At 59.2% G+C, this 18,991-nt stretch carries 18 protein-coding genes; 8 read left to right on the top strand and 10 right to left on the bottom strand.

Annotated features, from left to right (window positions below):
* From FNJ47_RS54755 to FNJ47_RS21355, 5 genes are all read right to left on the bottom strand, one after another.
* On the bottom strand, positions 1-392 hold a 392-nt coding region (locus tag FNJ47_RS54755), incomplete at its 3' end, for an arginase family protein (protein WP_430649403.1).
* A 47-nt stretch (positions 393-439) separates the two neighbouring features.
* Entirely contained in the window at positions 440-1,567 is a 1,128-nt protein-coding gene (locus tag FNJ47_RS21370) for an extracellular solute-binding protein (RefSeq protein ID WP_163156568.1), read from the bottom strand.
* A gap of 16 nt (positions 1,568-1,583) precedes the next feature.
* Positions 1,584-2,408 carry an ABC transporter permease gene (locus FNJ47_RS21365; RefSeq protein ID WP_163156566.1) on the bottom strand — a complete coding sequence of 275 codons (825 nt, stop codon included), beginning with the start codon at positions 2,406-2,408 and terminating at the stop codon, positions 1,584-1,586.
* Entirely contained in the window at positions 2,405-3,301 is an 897-nt protein-coding gene (locus tag FNJ47_RS21360; protein WP_163156564.1) for an ABC transporter permease, read from the bottom strand. The genes FNJ47_RS21365 and FNJ47_RS21360 overlap by 4 nt, the downstream gene beginning before the upstream one ends.
* Positions 3,298-4,419: an ABC transporter ATP-binding protein gene (locus FNJ47_RS21355; RefSeq protein WP_236000033.1), complete on the bottom strand. Its 1,122-nt coding sequence runs from the start codon at positions 4,417-4,419 to the stop codon at positions 3,298-3,300. The genes FNJ47_RS21360 and FNJ47_RS21355 overlap by 4 nt, the downstream gene beginning before the upstream one ends.
* A gap of 604 nt (positions 4,420-5,023) precedes the next feature.
* Between FNJ47_RS21355 and FNJ47_RS21350 the strand changes: the two genes are divergently transcribed.
* Positions 5,024-5,569 carry an L-2-amino-thiazoline-4-carboxylic acid hydrolase gene (locus FNJ47_RS21350; RefSeq protein WP_163156560.1) on the top strand — a complete coding sequence of 182 codons (546 nt, stop codon included), beginning with the start codon at positions 5,024-5,026 and terminating at the stop codon, positions 5,567-5,569.
* 330 nt (positions 5,570-5,899) lie between these two features.
* Here the strand turns inward: FNJ47_RS21350 and FNJ47_RS21345 are convergent, their stop codons facing one another.
* From FNJ47_RS21345 to FNJ47_RS21335, 3 genes are read right to left on the bottom strand one after another with little or no spacing between them, the layout of a single operon-like run.
* Complete coding sequence (locus FNJ47_RS21345; RefSeq protein ID WP_163156558.1) at positions 5,900-6,676, bottom strand: ABC transporter permease; 777 nt, start codon at positions 6,674-6,676, stop codon at positions 5,900-5,902.
* Positions 6,677-6,679: 3 nt separating this feature from the next.
* Positions 6,680-7,507 carry an ABC transporter ATP-binding protein gene (locus FNJ47_RS21340; RefSeq protein WP_163156556.1) on the bottom strand — a complete coding sequence of 276 codons (828 nt, stop codon included), beginning with the start codon at positions 7,505-7,507 and terminating at the stop codon, positions 6,680-6,682.
* Entirely contained in the window at positions 7,504-8,571 is a 1,068-nt protein-coding gene (locus FNJ47_RS21335; protein ID WP_163156554.1) for an ABC transporter substrate-binding protein, read from the bottom strand. The genes FNJ47_RS21340 and FNJ47_RS21335 overlap by 4 nt, the downstream gene beginning before the upstream one ends.
* A 483-nt stretch (positions 8,572-9,054) precedes the next feature.
* Here FNJ47_RS21335 and FNJ47_RS21330 point away from each other — a divergent pair, with 483 nt between their 5' ends.
* The 6 genes from FNJ47_RS21330 to FNJ47_RS21305 all read left to right on the top strand — a co-directional run bounded on the left by FNJ47_RS21330 (position 9,055) and on the right by FNJ47_RS21305 (position 15,040).
* On the top strand, positions 9,055-9,957 hold the full coding sequence (locus FNJ47_RS21330; RefSeq protein WP_163156552.1) for a LysR substrate-binding domain-containing protein: 903 nt from the start codon (positions 9,055-9,057) through the stop codon (positions 9,955-9,957).
* Positions 9,958-10,309: 352 nt separating this feature from the next.
* Entirely contained in the window at positions 10,310-11,077 is a 768-nt protein-coding gene (locus FNJ47_RS21325; RefSeq protein WP_163156550.1) for an MBL fold metallo-hydrolase, read from the top strand.
* Positions 11,078-11,182: 105 nt separating this feature from the next.
* Positions 11,183-12,202: an aliphatic sulfonate ABC transporter substrate-binding protein gene (locus FNJ47_RS21320; protein ID WP_163156548.1), complete on the top strand. Its 1,020-nt coding sequence runs from the start codon at positions 11,183-11,185 to the stop codon at positions 12,200-12,202.
* Between the two features lie 101 nt (positions 12,203-12,303).
* The gene (locus FNJ47_RS21315; RefSeq protein ID WP_163156546.1) at positions 12,304-13,239 is read left to right on the top strand and encodes an amidohydrolase family protein; all 936 of its coding nucleotides are present in this window, start codon (positions 12,304-12,306) and stop codon (positions 13,237-13,239) included.
* A gap of 152 nt (positions 13,240-13,391) precedes the next feature.
* Positions 13,392-14,498 carry an ABC transporter substrate-binding protein gene (locus tag FNJ47_RS21310; protein ID WP_163156544.1) on the top strand — a complete coding sequence of 369 codons (1,107 nt, stop codon included), beginning with the start codon at positions 13,392-13,394 and terminating at the stop codon, positions 14,496-14,498.
* A 215-nt stretch (positions 14,499-14,713) separates the two neighbouring features.
* The gene (locus FNJ47_RS21305) at positions 14,714-15,040 is read left to right on the top strand and encodes a hypothetical protein (RefSeq protein ID WP_163156542.1); all 327 of its coding nucleotides are present in this window, start codon (positions 14,714-14,716) and stop codon (positions 15,038-15,040) included.
* Between the two features lie 42 nt (positions 15,041-15,082).
* Here FNJ47_RS21305 and FNJ47_RS21300 read toward each other — a convergent pair whose 3' ends face one another.
* Complete coding sequence (locus FNJ47_RS21300; protein ID WP_163156540.1) at positions 15,083-15,652, bottom strand: TetR/AcrR family transcriptional regulator; 570 nt, start codon at positions 15,650-15,652, stop codon at positions 15,083-15,085.
* Positions 15,653-15,946: 294 nt separating this feature from the next.
* Positions 15,947-16,918, bottom strand: coding sequence for a helix-turn-helix domain-containing protein (locus FNJ47_RS21295; protein ID WP_163156538.1), 972 nt, complete (start codon positions 16,916-16,918; stop codon positions 15,947-15,949).
* A gap of 280 nt (positions 16,919-17,198) precedes the next feature.
* Between FNJ47_RS21295 and FNJ47_RS21290 the strand changes: the two genes are divergently transcribed.
* Positions 17,199-18,680 carry an MFS transporter gene (locus FNJ47_RS21290; protein WP_163156536.1) on the top strand — a complete coding sequence of 494 codons (1,482 nt, stop codon included), beginning with the start codon at positions 17,199-17,201 and terminating at the stop codon, positions 18,678-18,680.
* Positions 18,681-18,991 lie beyond the last annotated feature (311 nt).

Below are 18,991 nucleotides of genomic sequence, written 5' to 3'. Positions count from 1 at the left end.
CCTTGGCCGGACACACTGGGCCAGCTGCCTTCCATCGGGCCGCCGACTCCCGCCTGCTCGACCCGACCGTGTCGTACCATATCGGACTGCGCGGACCGGTCGCCTCGAAGGGGCTCTACGCGCACGCCGGCGAACTCGGCGATGCTGCGTTGAGACGCCTCGAGCTCGCCATGCCGCACGCGCGCATCTCCGACGTCGACTAGCCCGAGTTCAGCCAGGACATCCAAATCTGCGTCGGGGTCCACCGGTCGCAACTGGAGCGATTGTTCGCGTACGCTCTGCGGCCCGAGGCGGGCGCCCAGCCGGGTTGCGTGTTGACCGCCATCAAACGGAATTCCAGCGATCACCGCCCGCGACTGCGGAGGTACGCGGGTCACGAACGGCACGCCCATGAAGGTCAGGGGCGGCGCCGCGTCGACGGGGACGTTTTCAGCCGGACTCATGCTGCAAGCACGTCGAGGTACCGGTTCTGCACCTCGAAATAGTTGCGGGCGTACCATTCGGCATCAACCACAATCTGGCGTGCAATATTCTCAGGTGATCCGGGGTTTTGCGCCTGCAGCTCGGCCGGAACCAGCTTGTTCGCTGCCGGATTGATCGGCCCCCACCCCAGCTTCTTCAGCAGTGCCACCTGCAGGTAAGGATCTTGCGATAGCGCGACCCAGCGCCAGGCGTCTTTGACGTTCTTAGCCCCCTTCAGCACGTTCCAGGCAGCAATCAGCAGAATGCCTTCGTTGAAGTGGTAGTCGATCCGACCCTTGGTGTCTTCCTTCACGCCTTGAGCGCGGGTGCTCCAGAGACTTCCGATCGAGACTTCACCAGAACGAAGCAGTTGCTGCGCTTCCGAAGTGTTGCTGTAGAAGATCGTCTCCGCCTTGATCTGACGCACTTTGTCCAATCCGCGATTGACGTTCAACGGATACAGCTTGTCGGGTGCTACACCGTCCGCCAGAAGAGCGGATTCGAGCACGCCCTCGACGTTGTTGCGTAGTGCGCGCTTGCCCTTGAAGGTTTGAAGGTCCCAGAAATCCTTCCAGGTTCGCGGCGGCGTTGAGCCAAAGCGGACCGCGTCGTAGGTGATGACGAAGGAGAAGAAGTAGGAGCCGACGCCCCATTCGGTGCGAAACTGACTGGGCACCGCGTTGATATCGACGATGGATTCGTCGACCTTCTCGAGGAGACCCTGCCGACCGAGCTCCAGGGCCGATAGAAGGTTGCGGTCGGCCACGTCCCAGCTGACATTGTCCGATTCGACCAGCGCCTTGATCTTTCCCGGGGTTGGTCCCGTCGTGTCGAAGGCGACATGGATCTGCGGATAACGCTTGACGAATTCGGCCGCGAGGATGTCCCGCTGCGCTGGCAGTGCATCGCCACCCCAGTTAGCGACCACCAACTCGCTCTGTTGCGCCCGGGCCGAAGGCAGGAAGCTCAACGATCCGATGCTGACGCCAAGCGCCGATAGGACCTGGAGGAAGCGGCGGCGATGGACGGTCTTGCCTTGCGTTTCGCGCCGCACTGACTGCTCAAGGTGCTGCATGTAGCCGGTATCATACGTAAAATCAGACATGGGATATCCTTTCAGGTCAGGCAATTGTGTTGGGCGATGGAAGGGAACGAAGGCGGCTGCCGGACAACGACGTGGCCAGCAGCGCCAACAAGGTTGCGAGCAGCGCGAGACTACCGAGGGCGGCGACGACGGGATCCAGGTTCAGGAACAGGCTCTGCCAAATCTGCTTGGGCAGCGTGATCACGTTGCGGCTCGTGATGAACAGGGTGACGACGATTTCGTCCCAGGAGGTCACGAACGCGAATATGAATCCGGCCGCGATCCCGTATCGGATCTGGGGCAGCAGCGTGCGCCACAGAGCTTGTGCAGGTGAAGCCCCGAGGCTCCGCGCCAGTTGCAAGGTCGCCGGATGCACGGATGAGAGCGAGGCCGAAACTGACAGCACGACGAAGGGCAATCCCTTGATCGCGTGAACGAGCACGGTGCCTGCGAAGCTATCGAACAATCCGATGAACGATAGAGCGCGATGGTATGCAACCGCGTGGATGATGCCGGGCACGATCAGCGGGCCCAGCATCAGGATCTGCAGCAGGCGCACCATGTTCCCCTGCCGCTGCCATGCGCCGAGGCAGAAACTGAGGCCGATGAGGAGCGCCAGGCAGGCGGCCGGCAGCGCGACGCCCACACTCTGCAACAAGCTGTCGCGCCACGCCGGTTCGCTGAACAGGCGCCAATAATGCAGCGTCGACAAGCCATCGTGAGGCATCGACAGGTAACGCGTGTCGCTGAACGACATCGGGATAATGGCGACCAGGGGCAGCACGAGAAAGACAACGACCGCACGGCCGGTTGATTCAGCCAGTCGGGTCGGATGCAGGGAACGCGGCGATGATGCACTCATGTCTTCGGCTTTGCGGTGGCCAGCTCGAGCAAGTGGCTGAAACGCCAGACCAGCGCGCCGGTGACGAGGAGCAGCAACGTGCTCAAGGTGGTCGCGATGTCCCAACGCAACGTCTCCGTCACCTGGATGGAGATGAATTCGGCGACCATGACGGTCTTACCACCGCCCAGCATGGCAGGCGTCAAGTAGAACCCCAGCGACATGATCGAGGTGAGGAACGCGGCCGCGGCCAAGCCGGGGCGAGAGAGCGGCAAGAACACGCGTATGAAGGCCTGCCGCGGACTTGCACCCAGTGACCGCGCCAAGTGCGGCAACGTGCTGTCGATGCGGGCCATCTGAGCGTAGATCGGCAGGATGGCGTAGGGCAGCATGTAATGGACCATGCCCAGGACTACACCGAACGAATTGCGGACCAGCGACACCGGCTGGTCCAGCCAGCCCCAACGGATCAGGATGCTATTGACGATGCCGCCCGGCGAGAGCAATGCGATCCATGCATAGTTGCGGACCAGCACCGATATCCATAGTGGCAACAGCACGCCGGCCAGCATCAGCTTCCGTGCGACAGGCCCAGCCTGAACCAGCGCGTAGGCGGTGATGTAGCCCAGCAGCAGCGTGAGACCCACAGTCAGCGAACTGATCCAGAGCGTCTTGCCGACAACCGCATGAACGGTCGCATTCTGAAAGATCGACCAGTAGTTTCCGATGCCGGGTACCGGGACCAGAAAGCTAAGCGCGACCACAGCGCCCAACGGCAGGAGATAGCAGGCGATGAGTACGAGGACAGAGCCGATCACCAGACCGTCCTGCACCGACAAACCCCGAACCGGGGCAATCTGAAAACGGGCACCCGCGAACTCGCGCCCCAACGCTATCGCCGAAGGGAGGATCATGCCGCCAGCTCGGGTGACGTCGCTGAAGCCGCGGGCGAAATCGTATCGGCCTCTGGCAGGCACCACAGCCGTTCGGCGTCGAAGGCAAGCCAAACCTCATCGCCCGGCACTGGCGGCGATGCCGCGGCCGTCAACGTGACTGTCAGGCTTTCGTGGCCGACAGCGACGATGACATCTGCCGAGGCGCCATGGAAGGTGTGGTTGACCACAGTGCCGAGGATGCGGTCCTTCGTGCCTTGCGATGAATGTCCGACCTTGGTGAGGACAATGGCCTCGGGCCGAATAGTGAGACTGCAAGGACCTTCGAATGGGGCAGTTACCCCGGCCGCGATCCGATGACCGTTCCAGTGGAAGTGAAGTCGGCCGAGGGGCCCGATTGCGGCTGTCGCCTGCAACAAGTTGTTCTTACCGAGAAAATTGGCGACGAAACGGGTCGCGGGCTGAGCATAGATCGAGCGCGGGGTGCCGATCTGCTCGATACGGCCATGATTCAAGACCACGATGCGATCCGAAAGCGCTAGCGCTTCCTGCTGGTCATGCGTCACGTAGACGAAGGTCGTGCCAACCTGGCGATGAAGCCGCACGAGCTCGGCTTGCAGATCGCGTCTCAGCAAGGCGTCAAGCGCGCTCATCGGCTCGTCCAGCAACAGCAAATCAGGTTCAAACGAGAGTGCGCGGGCCAATGCGACCCGTTGTTGTTGTCCTCCCGAAAGCTCTCTTGGAAGCCGGCTTTTCACACTCCCGATCTGCAGAAGCTCCATCACCTGCCTGACGCGGCCGTTGATGGATGCGCTGCGGCTGCGGCGAACGCGCAATGGAAATGCGATGTTCTCGTAGACCGTCAGATGTGGAAACAGGCCGTAGCCTTGCGGCACGACGCCAAAGCGGCGCGCCTCCGGGGCCAAGCGCGTGATATCGCGTCCATTGAGCCGTACAATGCCCTGGTCCGGTTCAGCAAATCCTGCCAGAATCGCAAGCAGCGTCGACTTGCCCGAGCCGGATGGTCCGAGCAAGGTCAGGAACTCACCCTGCGTCACATCGAGCGAAACGGCTTCCAGCGCACGCAGCAGCCCGTAGCGTTTGCAGATGCTATCGATCGTCAGAAAGCTCGATGACATCACAGTTCAGAAGCCCCGCGCCGCGAAATGTTCGACTAAGATGACCAAAGTCTGCATTGTCGTTGTCTCGACAGGAGTTCAGTTCATCCGCGATCCATCAAGATGCCAGATGCTGCTGCGGACAAAAACCCGATGTCTAGCGCCGCTCACAAAAAGCGATAAAATCACCCTGCAGAGCGCGCCGGCAGCCATTCTGTTTCTTGTCAGGTGCGGTACTTGGAAATGCCATCATACATTGTCGCCATCGTCGCCACTCGACCGTTCTGTCTAACAGGCATAGCATCGCGTTTTGTGGGTCTGGCGTGAATCCTTTTCATGATCGGACGATTTCTCAGTTTCGTGGGAGCTGACGGATTTGTAGCATGCGGGGCGCGATCCCGACCGGACGGGGAGGTCGTCTGACGAACGCTTCCATGTTTGGCGGCGCAGGGCGCGCTGAGCCTGTAAAGGGAATAGTCTTGTCAAAAGATCGGTTGCGTGGATAGGCAATCGCATTGGGGAGCGCTTCGAAACTTATGGATGGTTTAGCTGTGGCACACGCCGCGAATCCCATCCGGACTGGGCTTTCTGCGTATCCGGGTTGATAACTGAAGGGAGAACTGACATGACCGATCGTGCCGAAGCAGCTGATGCAAGTCCGGCCGCTTCTCCGATAGCGAACGAGATTGGAATTCTGGAACGGCGCCGCATCGAAGCAGGCGTCATAGCGCCCATTTACGCCGTCATGCGCGAACGCTTTGGCGAGGAGCAGGCCAAGGGCGTCATCGAGACGGCGATCAAGCGCGCGGCGATCGCAAGCGGCAAGTACTTTGCTGCCCGAACACCTGGCGGCACCAACCTGCAGACGTTTCGGGAGCTCCAGGTACTCTGGACCAAGGATGATGCTTTAACCGTCGAGATCGTGACAGCGACGGATGATCGATTTGACCTCAACATCCATCGGTGCCGCTATGCCGAAACCTATCGCGAGATGGGTCTCGGTGACATCGGCCATCTCCTGTCGTGCAACCGCGACGGCGTGTTCTGCCAGGGCTATGATCCGCGAATCAAATTGACGCACACCCAGACGATCATGGGAGGGGCCGACCACTGCAACTTCCGTTATCGTCTCGAAGAGGGTGACGAGACCCCGGTCGCGGAGCGGCCCTAGCTTTCCGGTACCATTTGAAAGAGAGAATTGGACGCGTCAAAGCCGTTCGTTTCCGTTATGTGGGAGGTCTGAAGGATTATTGCGCTGTCCCACAGGGGTGGATTGGCCATGCTCTCCGTCGGCTCCCCCGGGCCGTGCCAGGCGAGCGCGGTCCATAGCCGCGGGGGTGAACAACTCGCGATCCGGCCATCACCCGGCGGCGGGAGCTCAAAGCGGCCAAAGGCCTCACCGGATTGCCGATACGCTCTTGCGCCACGCGCGCAACAAAGTTGGTGGTCTTCAAGCCCTCCGTCCGAATGTGGCGCTCGATCCGATCATTGACCCGCCCTGCTATTCCTTCGCCGCGGCCGAAGCCGATTTGCCCCAAAATACCAACTTTCTGTGTACGGACCGGACGACCGCGCTGCCCGTGATACCCAAGGCCGCAAGACTAAAAAGGGCCGCAAACATCACGCTGGTATCGAGGGTCGTCGAGGCCGCGCTGATGAGATAGCCGAGCCCTTCGGTCGATGAGATGAACTCAGCTACGATCGCGCCGATAAGACTGAGCACGACGGCGATCTGCAGGCCGGCAAAGATCGTTCCCGCCGCGGCCGGCACCTTGATACGGACAAAGGTCCGCCACCGTGATCCGGAGTAGGCGCGCATCATTTCGATCAGCGTGGGATCGGTCTGGCGCAAACCAGCGACCGTATTCACAAACATCGGAAAGAAGCAGATCAACGCTACCATGACAATTTTCGATTCCAGGCCGAAGCCGAACCAGACAATGATGAGAGGCGCCAATGCCACCTTTGGCATCGATTGGAGCGCAACAATATAGGGCATGACGAGCCGCTCGACCGCAGGCCACTCCGCCAGCGCGGCGCCGATCAGGAGCGCCGATCCACAACCGGTGACATAGCCCAGCAAGGTCGATTTGAGCGTGAAGACGAGATGCTTCCAGAACTCGCCGGCGATATAGCCGCGCTTGAGTGCCTCAACAACAGCTCCGGGCGCCGGCATGAGATAGTTCGGGACATGGAACCAGATGATCGCGTAGTGCCAGATCGCGATGATCACTGTGGCAGACAGCAACGCTGTAGCGGCCGAGCGCACACGTTCCATATCCTAGCCAATCTTTACAAGATCGGTGAAGAGTTCGCGCAGATCCCGCGTCAGAGACACAAATCGAGAGTCCGACATGGTGGCAAGGGTTCGCGGTCGCGGTATATCGACGTTGATGTCACGGACAACACGACCGGGGCGCGCCCCCATCACGACAATCCGATCCGACAAGAAGACCGCTTCCGGGATACTATGGGTTATGAAAATGACGGAACAGCGCTGGACCTGCCAAATCCGCTGCAGTTCGACCATCATGTGCTCGCGCGTCATGGCGTCGAGGGCCGCGAACGGTTCGTCCATCAGAAGAAGCGATGGCCTGTGCGCAAGTCCGCGGGCGATCCCGACGCGCTGGCACATGCCGCCAGACATCTCTCCGGGATATAGGTCTTTATAGGCCGAAAGCCCGACCAACCGCAGAAGCTCGTGCGCTCGCGCCAGACTGTCTTTGCGGTCAAGGCCCAGATTTTCGCTGGGCAACATGACGTTCTTTATCGCGGTTGCCCACGGGAGCAATGTTGGTTGCTGAAATACGATTCCGGTATCGCGGCCGGGACCCTGTATCGGGCGGCCCCGAAAAGTGAGCTCGCCGCTCGTCGGTTGAAGCAAGCCCGCGGCAAGTCTAAGGAAGGTCGATTTGCCGCATCCGGAAGGACCCAGGATCGATAGGAATTCGGCTTCATCGAGCGTGCAATTTAGATTTTCCAAGGCCGTCGTCGAGCCACGACGTGCCGGGTAGACCATCGAGACCCCAGTTGCGGTCAACAACGGATTGGTCACAGGTTGGGGCGAAGGCGCCTCGTACGTCGAAAGGGCGAGCTTGACTCCCTTCATAACGCGCTTCTGGCTTTCTTGAGGACCTCGTCGTGATCGAAATCGTTGAACTGAGGCACGAACTGATTTGTATAGAGCGACTCAACGTCGATATCGGTCGTCGACAGTTGACCGCCCGCGTGCAGCACCTCGACAAAACTGCGCCATGCGCCCTTGGGATACTCCCCGAACTGGGCGCGCGCGTCAGGCTCAAAGGACACCAGTTTTGGCAGTCGCGACTGAAGAACACGCAGGTCCTGCGCAAGTTTGCTTGCATCATCACCTTTCGTCGGCTTTTGATTCGGAAACGCGCGCCAGAACGCTTTGACGCAACCCGCCGGGTTGGCGTTGGCGGCAATCGTTGCCTTCGCGATGGCTCGGCCGAAGCCAGCCAATATTTCCGGTCGCTCCCTGATCGTATCTTCATGGGCGACGAAGCCGTCCGACAGGAGGCTTTGATATTTCGCCGGCATGGCAAGGCGGCGCAACGGAACGCCGATGTTCTCGATAACCGCAAGCATCGAGTCGGCAAGATTGAGCGCATCGACCTGGCCCTTTTGCAGAGCAAGAGCTGCTGGAGCCCCTGTCCCGACCGGGACCAGCTCATATTCGGCCGGTTCGAGACCGAGTTCTCGCAGCAGCGCGCGCGTTGTCGATAGATTGCCCCAAGTCAGGGCGCCGACCCCAAGCTTTTTTCCCTTCAGTTGCCGAAGATCCGTGATCTGGCTCTCGGCGAGCACGCCGAATTCCCAAAGGCTGCGGCGTACCGAGTTGTAGAAATAGCGCATCGGCAGCGGATCCTTGCCGGGCTGCCGTGAGAGGACAAGCGGATCAGGGCTTGGAAAACCTACCGTCACTCGCTTGTTCGCAAGCTGCGGGAACAGCACGCCGCCGCCCTGGAATTCGAGATTTGTGACCTGCAAACCTTCTTCCTCCAGGAAGCCCATCGATGTCGCGAGAATGACGGGCGCGAGTGAAACCGTGATATTGGTCACCTCACCAAGTGAGATCGTCGTGGTGGCCGCGTTGCTCGGACGCATAATCAAGCTCGCCAGCGCAATTCCGCCGAAGACGCGCCGGCTCATCCCATCTCTCATCGATCATACTCCCACCTGGAGGTGCTCCAAACCACCTCCGCACAGAATTACAGACAGCGAAGTTGTCGGCTCCTCGATCGGCGCTGACCTGGTTTAGTGCGCGAAGTCAGCAACGTCCTTCAGAGCATTTTTGAACAGGGGCGTCTCGATCGAGGTAAATGTTTTAAGACTTGCCCCAAGCGCAATGCTCACGTTCGCTCGCTCCTCGACAACATAGAAAGGTCTTCCCCGGATCTGATCCTACCCTTGCCGTCTTGCGCCGTTCGCGGCGACCGTTAGCATGTAGAGCGGGATAACCGCGAAACGAGCCTTGGGCGCGTAACGCCGGGAGGCGTTGATCACGTCCTCTTGTGAACACTTAGTGGCATTTCACGATGACGAGACAGAAGCAGCCCCATCCCCCGCACCGCGCATGTTGCCAAGACGTTAGATCAATCGAAGCCCTTCCATGAATCGAAATCGCTTCAACCGATGAATCTAACTCAGCCGGCAAGTCATCGCATTCCGTTCGCGCCCTTGCGATGTTTCGAAAGCTTTGCGCGTCTTGGAAACTTGGCGGCGGCGGCCCTGGAGCTTGGCATCTCGCCCTCGGCGGTCAGCCATCAATTGACGGCGCTCGAAGATCATCTAGGCGTTGCCCTGACGATCCGCCGCGGTCGGGCGCTCGTTCTCAGCGCCGATGGGCGCAATTATTTCGAGGCGGTTAGCCCGGCCTTTGCTACGCTGCAAAACGCGACTGCCCAGATGAAGCAGAGGGAGCTCGCGCAGCCAATGATTGTCAGCGCTCTGCCGCTGATTGCGACGGCCTGGTTATTGCCGCGACTGAAAGCGTTTCTCGCTCGAAATCCAGATATTGAAATTCAGCTCCAGTACGCTCGTTATCGAAATTATGCGAGCGACGCGGCCGATCTTTCACTGCGCTTCGGCCGCGGGGAATGGATCGGCTATGACAGTGAGCTCTTGCTGGATGGAGGCGTCGTTCCGGTCTGCAATCCGGCCATCGTCCGTCAATATGGCCCGTTCGCAGAGCCGCGCGATCTGCTTCGCGCGCCACTCGTCCATGATGGCTTGTCGGACGGCTGGTTGCGATGGTTCGCGGCGCAAGGTGTTTACCCTTCGATACCGTTGAAGGGCATGATCTGTGAAGACGGATTGCTGGCGGGATCGGCGGCTAGCTCGGGCATGGGCGTGGCCCTGCTGCGTCCGCTTCTCATCGAACCGCAACTGAGAGCCGGCGAATTGGTGGTCGTATCGGACCATAAGCAAACAGATGAGAGAAACTATTATCTGTGCGTGCGAAACGATACCGAACCCGCACCCGAAGTACGCCGGCTCAAGGCGTGGCTCAAGGCACCCATTCAGGGTCGCAAGTAGGCTCGGTAAGAGTTTTGTTGCCCTTAAAGAATGATAGATAACGATCGCTCCGATCGCACGTCTGATTGAACAAGCGTCGCAGTCGCAATCAGTCGCGAGGTGCCACCGAATCAAAGGATGCCGATCTCCGCCTTGCGGCGATGCTGAAATCGCGATGTGTGCCTCTTTTGGCACGTTATTCACGATAACTGTCATTCGCGCCGGTGGCCAAGCCTGACACGCTCGGCCACAATTCAAGCTCCGTTCGGTCGATTTGGAAACCTCGTCGCTCGATCAGCATTCGCGACGCTTTCAAATCGGTGCCGTCGCTTTGGCAAAGGTAACGTCGGTCGACCCCAACAGGAGCAAATCGATGAAAGTAAGGCTGATACGCAACGCGACCCTGAAGTTGAACGTCGCTGGCCGAACGATCTTGATCGATCCGTTCTTCGCACCCAAGCATAGTCTGTCGTCCTATGCCGGGCGGTCGCGTAACCCGCTCGTCGACCTGCCGGTCGACCCTGATGAGATCCTCGATGGCGTCGAGCTTGTCATCGTTTCGCATCTGCATTCGGATCATTTTGATTCCGTTGCGAAATCACTTGTACCGAAGCATCTGCCGCTGATTTGCCAGCCAGGAGACGAGGACAAGATCCGTACGTCTGGATTCGAAAACGTAACGCCCCTGCTCGATCAGATTGATTGGGAAGGTATCAACCTGACACGGCGCGAGGGCCGTCATGGCTTCGGCTCGGTCGTCGAGAAGATGGGCTCTGTCATCGGCTTCAGCCTGGAAGCGCGAGGTGAGCCAACCTTTTACTGGTCCGGCGACACGGTATTTTATCCGGCCGTCGAAGAGACGATCCGTACCACCAATCCTGACATCATCGTCATTCATCCCTGCGGAGCCCTCTGGCAGAACGATCCAATTGCCATGGACGCCGAGCAGGCCGTGGCGGTGTGCAAGGCCGCTCCTCATGCGGTCGTCGTCGCGACCCATCTCGATACACTGGACCATGCAACGGTCAGCCGCGGCGATCTGCGCAAGCATGCGCAGTCGCGCGGCATTTCTCCCGAGCAACTCCGCATTCCTGACGATGGGCAGATACTTGAGTTCAGTCCAGTTCGCCAGACGGCGTGACCCTCGCGGCAGCATCGAGCAGGTGACATTGCTGCGATCTGCAACGTTGGTCTGTCGTGTTTTGCCGTTCAAAACCGCCATCCAATTGCCCATTCAGAGCGAGCCATGTCCGAGATAAGGCGGCCCGGATCGGTCGCGGCGAGAGTCCGCTTAGGGCGGCGTCGTTTGCTGCAGGGCTTGGCGGCCTTCTCCATGCCATTCGCTGGCGGCCCAGGGAAGGCGCGAGCCGAGCCCTCAGTGGGAGGGTCTGAGGCGCGACCGAAGGAAATTCGCCTTGCATACCAGCGCGGCGGTATTCTGGTTATCGCGCAGCAGCAGCGCGTACTCGAAAAAGTCTTCCAGCCGACCGGGGTGGTGGCGACCTGGAAACTTTTTTCATACGGGAGCCCTGCGCTCGAGGCGGTCAATGTCGGCAGCATGGATTTTTCGTCCTCGGGAAATACACCGGCCATCTTCGCTCAAGCCGCGGGCTTCGATTTCCAGTATATCGCCGCGCAGCCAGCCGGAGATGGCAGTGAAGGAATCGTGGTGCTTCCGACATCGGGGATAGACCATGTCGGTGGTCTGAAGGGCAAAAAGGTTGCGGTCGCAAAGGGAACCAGCTCGCACTATTTCCTGGTTGCGGCGCTCGCGAAGGTTGGCCTTGGATACGAGGATGTCAGTCCGGTCTTCTTGGCGCCTTCTGATGCACCCGGGGCTCTCGCGGGTGGTGATGTCAGCGCCTGGACCGTTTGGGATCCTTATCTCGCGCTTGCGGAGAAAAACCTCAATGGACGGGTGATCGCGGCCCTCGGCCCCGACATCAAGTCCTATAACTTTCTCGTCGTTCGTCGCTCGTTCGCGAACGCGTATCCAGAGACGGTACGGGACGTATTGCATCAGCTACGTCCAATCGGCAATTGGGCCCAGAGCCATCGCAATGAGATCGCCCGACAGCTTGCCGAGATCACCGGCATTGAGCTTGATGTTCAGCGTCTCGCGGCCGAGCGTGCCAACTACGCCATCACTCCTGTGACCGATGACATCGTCGAAAAGCAGCAGGCCCTAGCCGATCTGATGTTCAAATTGAACCTTATTCCAAAGGCGATCAGGATACGCGACGCTGTCTGGGATTGGCGAGAATGATCGCGGTGTCCTTCCGTGACTTTCGTGATGCCCCTTGGGGAGCCGCCAAAATCGAACACGTCGCAGGATGAGCATCGCCGGGTCGTGCGGGTGGGATGGATATGATCATCGATAGCCACGTTCACGTGGGTACATTTCCGTCGATTGAGAGTGCGGGGCAATTTCTATCGACAGTTCCCGATGTTGTCGCCTTTCGAACGCGACATCGCGCGTTATATGAGCGCTTTGTGCACGAAGAAGCCGCCGACAATGGCGAGACGCTGATAGCCGATATGAACAAGTTCGGGATTGACAGGGCGATTGTCCAGGGCCGTCCCGGTATTACCAACGATTTCGTGGCGAGGATCGCGGCCCGCTACCCCGACCGGCTGATCCCGATCGCCGTACCAACGCCCTGGCCAACGCCCGTAGATGATCCTCGCGACGAAGAGAAAATGATGTCTCCCAAGGCCGTCGCTGGCGAGCTGGAGCGATGCATTTCGGACCTTGGGATGATCGGCGCCGGTGAAATATTCGTACGGCGCCTGACGCGCACACTTCAACCTGAGGACATTGCCGACGATTTGGCTCCGATGATGGACGTGCTCGCACGTCGAGGGATGAGCGTCCAGATCCCCACGGCATGGACGCAGCTTCCGGGCGGGCTCTTCTACGGAGATCCCATATGGGTCGACGAGGTGGCGAACCGATATCCTTCCGTTCCAATCATTCTAACCAAGATGGGAAGGGGAATTGATCACTGCTTCGAGAACTGCCTGGCGGTCGCAATGCGGAACGAGAACGTCCACCTGGAGATATCCGGATCATCATCGGCCCACGCGAGGCGCGCCCTGCAGACAATTGGCCCAACGCGCCTGCTGTTTGGAACCGACTGGTCGCCGGTCTGGAGATTCGTGCGAACTCCCGAGCCCGTGGTGTCAAAGGCCATTCGGATTGTCGAAGAAGCCACCAACGACCTGGACGTGAGAGAACGATTATTCAGCGCTACCGCTCAGATCCTGTATGGTGTTTCAAGTTTCCGAGGGGACGTTGCATAACCAGGTCAATAGATCCGGGCCTTCTTCTTAGACCTACGAACACCTGCAGGAAGGTGTCGTTCAGGACCTCTGCTGCGGCGGGAGCGTGGGAGCTGGACCCATTTCAGTGCCGGGTGGCGCCTCGATGTCCGACCGGTTTGGCACGATCTTCATTGTATCTGTCATGCCTGCCTCTGGCCAAACGGCGACAACTGGGTACCAAGGTGGTTTCGCATAGGAGAGCGGGGGCAATGGGTAACGATACGGGGACCAGACGAATTTCACTATCGCGCCGTGCCGCTCTGGGAGGGGCAGGCGCTTTGGGGCTGGCTGGCTCGCTAGGGATCATCGCGAAGCCAGCCATCGTCCGCTCAGCTGATTTGCAGAAGGTGCGACTGGGATGGGCGCAGCCGGCGGCCTGCTATGCCCCGCTCGGCTATGCCGCGCAAAAGGGAATCTTTGCAAAGCACGGCATTGATGTCGAGCTCGTTGATTTTCTCGCCGGCGGCGAGAACGCGCTGATCCCCTATATCGCCTCCGGCAAGGTTGACGTCGCCGCGGGATTTCTCCTGGGCTGGCTGAAGCCGCTCGACGAAGGTCTCGATGTCAAGCTTATCTCGGGTACGCACGCAGGGTGTACGCGTCTACTGGTTGGACACGGCAGCGGCATCGGACAGCTCGCCGACCTCAAGGGAAAGACCATCGCAGTCAGTCAGTTGAACGGCGCCTCGCAGCAGATATTCGCGGTCGGTCTGATCAAGCTCGGCATCGATCCCGAGACGGAGATCACCTGGAGGGTGTTCCCCGGCAATCTGCTGTCTGCCGCCGTGCAGAAGGGCGAGGCCGATGCCCTCGCGCATTATGATCCGCAGACATTTGGTTGGATCAAGGACGACCACCTCACGGAAATTGCCAACAATCAGACCGGGCCCTACGCCAACATCAGCTGTTGCACCATCGGCGCCAACTCGGCCTTCTTGCAGAAGGATAGGGGCGTCGTCAGATCCGTGGTCGAGGCGATCCTCGAGGCCCATGAGTATGTCGCCGACCACCCAGCCGAAGTCGCGAAGTTCTACGAGGACACGTACAAACCGCCGGTACCGGAAGAAAGGCTTGCAGAACTTCTCGGTCAACTCGCCTATCACCACCATCCCGCCGGTGAAGCTCTCGAACGTGAGATCGTCGAGCAGATCGAGGATCTCAAATTGATCAAGGTCTTCAAACAGAATGTCGACGCCAGGGCTTGGGCGAAGAAGCGCACTTACAATGTATTTGCGTGACCGATCAGCTGTGGCGATGCCTCAGCTGACGACATTCGGAAACAAGGTCGAGACATCTTCGACACATGTAGTCGACCTGCAAGGAGCGATGGCATGGTTTGCCGCGGCGGCAGAAATCCTGGCTAGGCCGGTCTCATATGCCCTCGCGTAGACCTTGCTACGGCGCCGCGCAGAGAATGCTAAGCGCGCAATCCACCTGATAGGTTCTCAATTCCATGACGCTCAGAATCGTCGCCGGATGGTTGCGGATGATTGGCGCGGTAGCAATCATTGCGGCGATTGGCTGGTGGGCAATGCTGTTTCCGGGCGTCATCGACAATACCGGCCTCACTTTCAAGGAGGCGTTCCCGTGCATCGCATTGAGCTCCGGTAGCTGCCTCTTGCAAAGCGCGATTTGCGGAGGCCGGCATCTCTTCGGGATCCAACACTACTCACCCGATCTCTTCTGGTGCGGTGTCGCGGTGGCGAGCGCGAGCTTGCTGATTACCAACGTGTTTCTACCGTCAAACGATAACATCTCCGCCGCTTCGATGGATGGATAACGATACCGGGAGAAAGCGTGATCCGGCCTTCCGTCTACCATCTTATGCAGGTTGGAACATCGTATGCGGGGTGAGAAACGGCTCGAATGCCGCCCATGCCTTGATGGCGGAATCAGGTTTGCCGCCAACATAGGCCATCACCGTGGCCCCTTCAATTAGAAGCATGATCTGCGCGGCCAGCTTCTCATGCGAGGTGACCCCCGCTTCGGTCAACAAGGAGGCGATATAGCTTTCCATGGCACGCTTGTAACGGAGTACGACGCGACGGACTTCCGATTTCTTGTCGTGAACCTCGCCGGCGACGTTGTTGAAAACGCAGCCTTCGAAGTTGGCGCGATGGAACCAGGCGTCGTGCCAGCGGAATATGGCCTTGATCTTGCCGCGCGGAGATCGGCTTCTGGCAACGAAGGCTTTCAGAGATTGCAACGAGCGGCGGCCGCACTCCTCGAGCGCCTCGACGATCAAAGCTTCCTTTGATCCAAATTGATTGTACATCGTCATCTTGGTGACGCCGGATTCGGCGATGATCCGTTCAATGCCCACGGCTTGGATGCCCTCCAGCTCAAACAGCCGGATCGCCGTTTCAAGAATTTTTTCTCTCTTTGATTGCATTCGAGAAGATGGGATTGGTTGCCGGCAACGAGGTTAGAGCAAAGAATTCATAAAGGCTATAGCGCGCGGCGCAATTGCATTGATTCTTTCGTTCGCTCTTGAGCTCGGGCAAGCCTCCCCTTTGCGACGGTTTCGATTGGCGCCTTCAGCCCTCCGGACGAGGTCGCTTGGTTGCAAGTTGCCGAGGGTCGTGCGGCGGCGATGTCGGTCATTTATGTACTGTTGGTGATACCGCCAGGGGCGCCCGGCGGATAGCGAGGCCTGGTCGTCGTGGCCAGTGCCTCGTCGCCAACGTCAATGTCTGCGGCGTTTCTCCGGGACAGCTTTCCGGAAACAGGTCCGGTATCGCACGGGACTTGTCGCCAGGTGAGCGCGAAAATGATGACGCAGCGTGTCGACCGAGCCAAACCCGGACATCGCCGCGACCTGCTCGACCGGCGTCCTCGTATCTTCCAGGAGCATCCTCGCATGTGTCATGCGTTCCTGCGTAATCCATTCTCCGGGCGAGGTCCCCGTCGCTTCGATAAACCTCCGAATGAAGGTTCGCCGAGACATGCGTACGCGCTCGGCAAGCTTCTCAATGGCCAAGTCTTCGTCGAGGTTTTGCCTGATCCAGACGAGCAGCCCCCCCATCGCATTGCGCACAGGCAGCACCTTTCTTGGAATATATTGCGCTTGTCCACCCTCCCGGCGCGCGGGGACGACCAGCCGGCGTGCGACTTCATTCGCAACGCGGGCGCCAAAATCGCGTTCAACGATGTGGATGCACAGATCCAGGCCCGCGGCCCGGCCCGCTGAGCTCAAGATATCGTTGTCGTCGACATACAGGACGCTCGAATCCACCAGAATATCGGGATATTTCTGGGCAAGCGCCTCTGCCTGAGCCCAATGCACCGCCGCGCGCCGTCCAGACAGCAAGCCGGTCGCAGCCAGCACGAATACACCGGCGCAAATGGTCGCGATCCGCGCGCCACGCGCATGCGCGGCTTCCAGCCTGTCGAGCAGGATCTTCGGCGGCAATGCGTCAATATCCTGCCAACCCGGCACGATCACTGTTGTGGCCTTGTCCAGGGCGTCCAACCCTCTATTCGTGACGATTTGCACGCCGCACGAACTCGACCTTGCGCTGTGCTTCTTGTCGCTACAGACGACCACGTCGTACCAGTTCGGGCCCATGTTGGATAAACCGAACACCTCCATTGCAATTCCGAGCTCGAATGCATTGACCCCGTCGTAGGTCAAAATGGCGATCTTTGGGGCGCTCATATCCGCTCTGTCCGCAAGTCTGGTTGACACGATCTTCACGATAATCGGCATCTGCGCCAGTGGTCAATCTCGGCCTATCGGGCAACAATCACTTGCCGAGATGAATGGGTCAGCACAGGCGGGACGATACGTTGCTCGCAGAGGGCCGTTTAGGTGCGGTTGAGGAGAGGCGCGGGGGCGTGTCGGTCGCTATGCGGCTGATGCTGGAAGGGCTTGCCTGGATTCTCGTTGAGCCAATCCCCCTTCGGACACGATCGAGGCGTTTAAAGAGAGGAAAGCCATGAAACTCACTTCGTCTCCCGCTACCGATCCAACGCACGCACTTGCTGACGCGATTGCGTCGACCGCGGCCCGCTCCAGACCCGAGCGAGACCGATGGTATTCGCTATCCGTCCTCGTGTGCGGAATCTTTATGACGACCCTTGATCTATTCATCGTCAACATCGCCTTGGAGCGTATCCGGCGTGACCTTCACGCGAGTCCGGGCGACTTGCAGCTCATTATGGTCGCCTACAGCGCGGCTTACGGTGTCTTTCTTATGAATTGCGCCCGTCTGGGCGACCTGTACGGACGAAAGAGAATCTTTCTCATTGGCATGGGCGTCTTCACGCTTGCATCTGGCATGTGCGGTCTGGCGCCGTCATCCGCCTTCCTTATTGCGTCCAGGGCGCTTCAAGGCATTGGCGCCGCACTCCTGATGCCTCAAGTCCTGGCGACCATCCGCGTGCTGTTCGAAGGTGAAGCTCGCCCGAAAGCCTTCAGCATTATGGGCATTGTTCAGGGCCTGGCATCGCCGATCGCGCAAGTGGGCGGTGGCTTGTTGGTCACCTACGATCTCTTCGGCCTTGGCTGGCGGCTCGTTTTCCTGATCAATCTACCGGTTGGTCTCGCGACCATACTGCTCGGATACCTTTGGATCATCGAAACGAAAGCTCCGATCCCAGCGCAACTGGACGTCAAGGGTGCAGTCATTCTGGCCTTGGCCCTGCTGGTGCTGTTCGTGCCGTTTCTTGAGGGGCAAGATCATGGTTGGCCCTGGTGGTCCGTCGTCCTTCCTCTCAGCTCGTTGCCGATCTTCTATTACTTTGGACGTTTCGAAGCTTCACTGGTACGCCAAGACCGCGTTCCCATCTTCGATATCACAATGCTGTCCAGTCGCCGCCTCCTGGCGGGAGTCATTGGCGTATTTCTGTTCTTTGCCTCGATAAGTTCATTCTTTCTGTCTCTGACGCTGCTGCTCCAAACGGGCCTTGGTTATACCCCGCTGATCGCAGGGCTGATATTTGCACCGACCGCGCTCGCGTTCATTACAGCCGCGCGCCTCAGCCCCCGCATCATTCGTGGTGTGGGTCAAAGATCCCTGCTTCTCGGCATAAGCATCTTCTTTTTGGGACTTGCGCTCTCGGTGTTGGTCGCCTTCAACGCGCCGACCAGCGTACCACTTCTGGTGACATCGTTGATTTTCAACGGATTTGGACAGGGATTGACGATTCCTCTTGCGCTGAACGCCAATCTCTCCACCGTCCCTGAAGCGCAGGCCGGCCTCGCCTCCGGCATGGTCGGCACGATGCAAACACTGGGCGCTGCATTCGGTGTCGCGATCGTTGGCGTGATCTTCTTCGGTGAATTGCAAGGCGCGCAAGCAGCGGTAGCTGGAAAGGCGGACCTTTTTGGACACGCGCTTGGCACCGCGACTTATTTCAATCTGACCGCAACCGCGCTCAGCGCGTTCTGCTTCAGTCTTCTCACCAGGAAATCATAGCGAGAACGCGCACGCTGCACCTCGACCTTTCCTCGGAACATTTTTCGTGCCCGGCATCTGACAACGATCTCGATTTGCTCGGGATCGATTGTCTCGCATGGAGCTTTACTTTCCACCGACCCCAGACAGCAATAAGGGCGCGCAGTCTTTGGCTCTCTGCGCTGCGCTTGCTGGCGTTCCGCTGCGCCCCGATCGAATCCGATCGCGGTCATGAGATTCATCCACCACGATCGCGCGGCCAGTCGCGTCAGTGCGGGGTAACATTTCAATTGTCCTCGATACCGAGCGGGCAATGACTGACTAGTCACAGC

Origin of the sequence: Bradyrhizobium uaiense (assembly GCF_010811875.1) — a bacterium.
GTDB lineage: Bacteria > Pseudomonadota > Alphaproteobacteria > Rhizobiales > Xanthobacteraceae > Bradyrhizobium > Bradyrhizobium uaiense.
The sequence above is the reverse complement of the archived record's forward strand: the minus strand, read 5'-3'. Positions and strand labels throughout refer to the sequence as shown.

Excerpts from the sequence above, each read along its gene's own strand:
- FNJ47_RS21370 (WP_163156568.1), bottom strand. The coding sequence starts at position 1,567 with ATGTCTGATTTTACGTATGATACCGGCTACATGCAGCACCTTGAGCAG.
- FNJ47_RS21365 (WP_163156566.1), bottom strand. The coding sequence starts at position 2,408 with ATGAGTGCATCATCGCCGCGTTCCCTGCATCCGACCCGACTGGCTGAA.
- FNJ47_RS21360 (WP_163156564.1), bottom strand. The coding sequence starts at position 3,301 with ATGATCCTCCCTTCGGCGATAGCGTTGGGGCGCGAGTTCGCGGGTGCC.
- FNJ47_RS21355 (WP_236000033.1), bottom strand. The coding sequence starts at position 4,419 with ATGTCATCGAGCTTTCTGACGATCGATAGCATCTGCAAACGCTACGGG.
- FNJ47_RS21350 (WP_163156560.1), top strand. The coding sequence starts at position 5,024 with ATGACCGATCGTGCCGAAGCAGCTGATGCAAGTCCGGCCGCTTCTCCG.
- FNJ47_RS21345 (WP_163156558.1), bottom strand. The coding sequence starts at position 6,676 with ATGGAACGTGTGCGCTCGGCCGCTACAGCGTTGCTGTCTGCCACAGTG.
- FNJ47_RS21340 (WP_163156556.1), bottom strand. The coding sequence starts at position 7,507 with ATGAAGGGAGTCAAGCTCGCCCTTTCGACGTACGAGGCGCCTTCGCCC.
- FNJ47_RS21335 (WP_163156554.1), bottom strand. The coding sequence starts at position 8,571 with ATGAGCCGGCGCGTCTTCGGCGGAATTGCGCTGGCGAGCTTGATTATG.
- FNJ47_RS21330 (WP_163156552.1), top strand. The coding sequence starts at position 9,055 with ATGAATCTAACTCAGCCGGCAAGTCATCGCATTCCGTTCGCGCCCTTG.
- FNJ47_RS21325 (WP_163156550.1), top strand. The coding sequence starts at position 10,310 with ATGAAAGTAAGGCTGATACGCAACGCGACCCTGAAGTTGAACGTCGCT.
- FNJ47_RS21320 (WP_163156548.1), top strand. The coding sequence starts at position 11,183 with ATGTCCGAGATAAGGCGGCCCGGATCGGTCGCGGCGAGAGTCCGCTTA.
- FNJ47_RS21315 (WP_163156546.1), top strand. The coding sequence starts at position 12,304 with ATGATCATCGATAGCCACGTTCACGTGGGTACATTTCCGTCGATTGAG.
- FNJ47_RS21305 (WP_163156542.1), top strand. The coding sequence starts at position 14,714 with ATGACGCTCAGAATCGTCGCCGGATGGTTGCGGATGATTGGCGCGGTA.
- FNJ47_RS21300 (WP_163156540.1), bottom strand. The coding sequence starts at position 15,652 with ATGCAATCAAAGAGAGAAAAAATTCTTGAAACGGCGATCCGGCTGTTT.
- FNJ47_RS21295 (WP_163156538.1), bottom strand. The coding sequence starts at position 16,918 with ATGAGCGCCCCAAAGATCGCCATTTTGACCTACGACGGGGTCAATGCA.
- FNJ47_RS21290 (WP_163156536.1), top strand. The coding sequence starts at position 17,199 with ATGAAACTCACTTCGTCTCCCGCTACCGATCCAACGCACGCACTTGCT.